Source organism: Deltaproteobacteria bacterium, from assembly GCA_018668695.1.
Taxonomy (GTDB): domain Bacteria; phylum Myxococcota; class XYA12-FULL-58-9; order XYA12-FULL-58-9; family JABJBS01; genus JABJBS01.
The window spans coordinates 1-3626 of sequence record JABJBS010000242.1 but is presented as its reverse complement, the minus strand read 5'-3'; the positions used below and the strand labels follow the sequence as shown (position 1 = coordinate 3626).

General features: G+C 49.8%; 4 protein-coding genes. 1 reads left to right on the top strand and 3 read right to left on the bottom strand.

All coding sequences use genetic code 11. The annotated features are described in order from the left end of the window. Window positions 1–103: 103 nt before the first annotated feature. Window positions 104–922 (bottom strand): hypothetical protein, encoded by an 819-nt coding sequence (locus tag HOK28_12950; protein MBT6434000.1) that lies wholly within the window; start codon window positions 920–922, stop codon window positions 104–106. A 133-nt stretch (window positions 923–1055) separates the two neighbouring features. On the opposite strand from HOK28_12950, the gene HOK28_12945 reads away from it, so the two are divergent. Then, window positions 1056–1382, top strand: coding sequence for a hypothetical protein (locus HOK28_12945; protein MBT6433999.1), 327 nt, complete (start codon window positions 1056–1058; stop codon window positions 1380–1382). A gap of 6 nt (window positions 1383–1388) precedes the next feature. Here the strand turns inward: HOK28_12945 and HOK28_12940 are convergent, their stop codons facing one another. Continuing rightward, window positions 1389–1757, bottom strand: coding sequence for a Crp/Fnr family transcriptional regulator (locus HOK28_12940; GenBank protein ID MBT6433998.1), 369 nt, complete (start codon window positions 1755–1757; stop codon window positions 1389–1391). Window positions 1758–1837: 80 nt separating this feature from the next. Continuing rightward, window positions 1838–3626 (bottom strand): hypothetical protein (locus tag HOK28_12935; GenBank protein MBT6433997.1); only part of this gene is annotated, 1789 nt, incomplete at its 5' end.

Genomic DNA, 3626 nt, shown 5'->3' with positions numbered 1-3626 from the left:
GAAGAAAAAAGCCGTTAAGCAAAAGCGCGATTTGAATGAGGTCGTCCGAGAAGCTGTGGACGCCTACCTCGAAGATCAAAAGAAGTAAGCTGGGCGTGCTGTGTTAGTACGGTGCGTTGTCGTTGGTTGCCGTATCGCCGCCAATGGTCACTTTTTCAGCCAAGGCTTGGGCTTCGCTCTCAGGTAAATCCCGATTGAAGCATACTTGGAAATCGTCACCTACCTTCGCAAGGTTTTCAAAAGTCGATACCTGCTCGAGCATTGGGTTATCTCGTACAATAAAGCTTTGACCAACGTCTTTAAGCTTCGTCATGTCTGAATACCGTAGGCTGGCGTTATCCATAATACTGACTTCACCAGCGATTTGTTCGACGTTACTAAGTCCGCCCAAGGAACGCAGACTGGTCCCCACAATTTCGAAATCACCACCGACTTCTTTAAGTTTAGGTAGCTTAACGGAGGTCACATAAAGCCCCGATACATTGAGCTTACCAGCGATTTTTACGAAGCTAGAGTAGATGAGGACATCACTGTCTTTCGTGATCATTACATTGCCCTCAAAAGTACCGTTACCATCAACCGGTCCGTCTTCGAGGTTGCCTTGAATGGTGACTGCACCTTTGATGCCGCCCTTACCAGCGACTTGATCACGAAGTGCCTCAACCGCGGTGGTCGTGAGGGCATCGTTGTGCGTGATTTTAAATTCACCGCCAACAGATTTTAGACCGCTGAGCTCGCTGATGTCTTTCAGGAATTCATTATAGGTAATGATAACATTTCCAGTTACTTCTTTAAGCTCAGGCAAAAAGAGTTTGGTAACATCGGTGCTTTCAAGAAGCAGGTTCCCATTGATTTTATCGTAGGCGTAGTAGTCCATGACTTGGTCATCGCTGCTAATGATTACGTCCCCATCAAATTCCATTTTGTTCCCCAATTCATTTCAGAGCCATCAAGCGAGATGATTCATATTAAATTTATAGATAGAACGGCTCTTGAATGCCAGCCTTGATGCTAATTCCATAGAGTCGGCAGAGTCTGTGTAGGAGAAGGTAGCCGTGAGATCTATCTCAGGGTATAGTTTTGCCATGGCCGACGAGAAAGATCTGGATAAGTTAGAGCGGAAAAACCGGCTGCCGAGCACGGAGATGCTGGGTGCCTCGTCTGGAAGCGGTAAAGCCGGGAGTGCGAGGCTGGGAACAGGTGAGCCTGTGGATGATAATGCGGAATCTCAGCGCCAACAGCTGCTCAACCGAATTAAAGAAAAAGAGAATACGCTCCAATATATGGGGCAGGGTCATCCCAAGAGAGCGCAATTTGAGCATGAACTGACGACAATGAAGAAGATGCTTGAACAGATTGATGCGGCAATAGGAACTTACTGAAAGTTTTTAATCCAGCTTGCTTTTAAGCTCGGTCAGTTGCTCGGTTGTTTGACGCAGCCTATCTGCGAGTCTTTCAATGATTCGCTGGGCAATGAGTGGCCGCGTCGTGAGCAATTCAGTAAATTTTTCTTTGTTATAGACCATCAGAGTGGTCGGCTGAGTAGCAATCCCGGTGGCGGAGCGCGCTTCTTGGTTTACAAGTGACATTTCTCCGAGAAATTCACCAGAACCTAGGTTGGCGAGGACGGTTTTCTGGCCGTCGACGATTCGCGATATTTGAATTTCACCGGTGGTAATGACGAACATGGTGTCGCCTTCATCGCCCTGGGTGAAAAGCGTTTCGCCAACCGATAATGTGAGATGAGAGTCTGTCATAATCGCCTTCCTGCGTGGGCACCTAAAGCACCCACCATCATTCAGGCAATCATATCATCTTCTGGCGGATGCACCAGTTTTCACTGAGGTGTGCAGCTAACGACTTCAGAGAATTCGCTTTCTTGCTCGCCGGCAACCGCAGTTACGCGGAAGAAGGTTTCTGCTTCCGTTGGCAGTCCGGTTAATGAGTAGCTGATCTCTGATGTGACCAAAGGTGAAGGACCTTCCGCGGCTTCCAGTGTTTGAAGCGGTGGGTTGTCGGAGTACTCGTAGGAGATGTTGTAGCTGGTTGCACCAGGTACGGCATTCCAAACTAAGTTAATAGCTCCCTCTACCCCCGAGCATCGGAAGTTCTCCGGCGCAGCAGGATATGCAACCACCTCGAGCATCAGCTCATAGGAGATAAGAATTGTCGGATTTTGGGATTCAACCTTGACGGTGTAAGTCCCTGGAGCCATGCCTATCTGCTCAATGGATACGAACTCGGCAGTTGCCCCGCTCGCGACTGCCTCCAGTTCAGTACCCTCTGAATCATAAAGGGTCAGGTTGGTGCCGCCGTAAACGCCATCGGTGCTGATTGTAAAATCAGAGAGAGCATCAAGCGTAAATGAGATGTAGTCCACATCTTCTTCACGGTGGAAGTTACGCTCTTGGGTTTCAGCTGCGGTGATGACGCTCGCTGTTTCTAAGCTGTCATCAAGCTCAAATGCATCCGGGGCATCAATGGTTGGAGCTTGGTATTCGGCGCTAAAGTTAAGCGTGTAGGCTCCAATCGGATTGCCGTTGTAATAAGACTGCGAGAGGACGTAATAGACGCCGGGTTGCAGTTCCATATCAAGCATTGAGAAAAGACCATTTCCGCCGTCGTCATTGTAGTAAATTTGTGACTGAGATGAATCGTAGACGTAGAGCTGTCCGTCTCCGGATTGCCCGTCGGTTTCTACGTGGACAGATGCGGGAACAGGTAGGGTAAAGGTCCAGTAATCCAAATCAGCGGACTCGTGAATGGAGAGGTTGATGGTCTCACCGCTCACCAGAGGAATTGCGTCGGCAAACGTGTTGTTTGGCTCGTATGCATCTGTCTCAAGTGGAATCTGTACGCTGACTTCAGTTGCAGAGTAGCTCTCTAGGCCGTCTTCTCCAACTGCACGAACGGTGAAGTAGTAAGTTGAACCTGTGCTTAAGCCAGTGAGTGTGCTGGTTGGTTCGAGGCTACTAAGTGGAGGCAGACCCTCGGCTGCAGGCGTAATCGGATTATAGCTGCCCGAGTAATCACCGTAGTAAACATTGTAGGAAGCGGCGCCTGGAGAAGCGTCCCAGGTTAAGACAACACTGTCACCTTCGAGGGCTACCACCAAGTTGGTAGGTGCTTCTGCAAGTGGTGGCGTCGCGGTGACTGTAAGGTTGTAGCTGGTGATTTCAGTGGTTGCTGAGTACCCACTTGCTTTCGCATAGTAGTTCCCGGCTTGCAGGGGCATCGAGATTTTTGAGAACACTGATGTGCCTCCGTCATCGTCGTAATCCAGCTCGGTATAGTTTTCGGTGTAGAGCCAAAGCTTAGTATCACCACCTGCGCCGGATGTTTCAATGACCACATCGTAAGGGCCATCCAGGGTGAAGAGGATAAAGTCTTCGTCGCCGCTGGTAATCGAGTGAGTTTGGCTGCTGCCAATTTCGAATACAGTGGCTTCACCATAGCTGTCGTCTGGCTCATATTCATCATCGCCAAGTGTGCTTCCACCGCCACCTGTTCCACCGCCGGTGCAGGCTGGGTCGGTTTCGTCGGAGCCGTCGTTGCATTGAGGAAGGCCGTCGCAAAATGAAGCAGTAGGGATGCACTGGGTACCGTCGGCACACGCAAATTCTTCG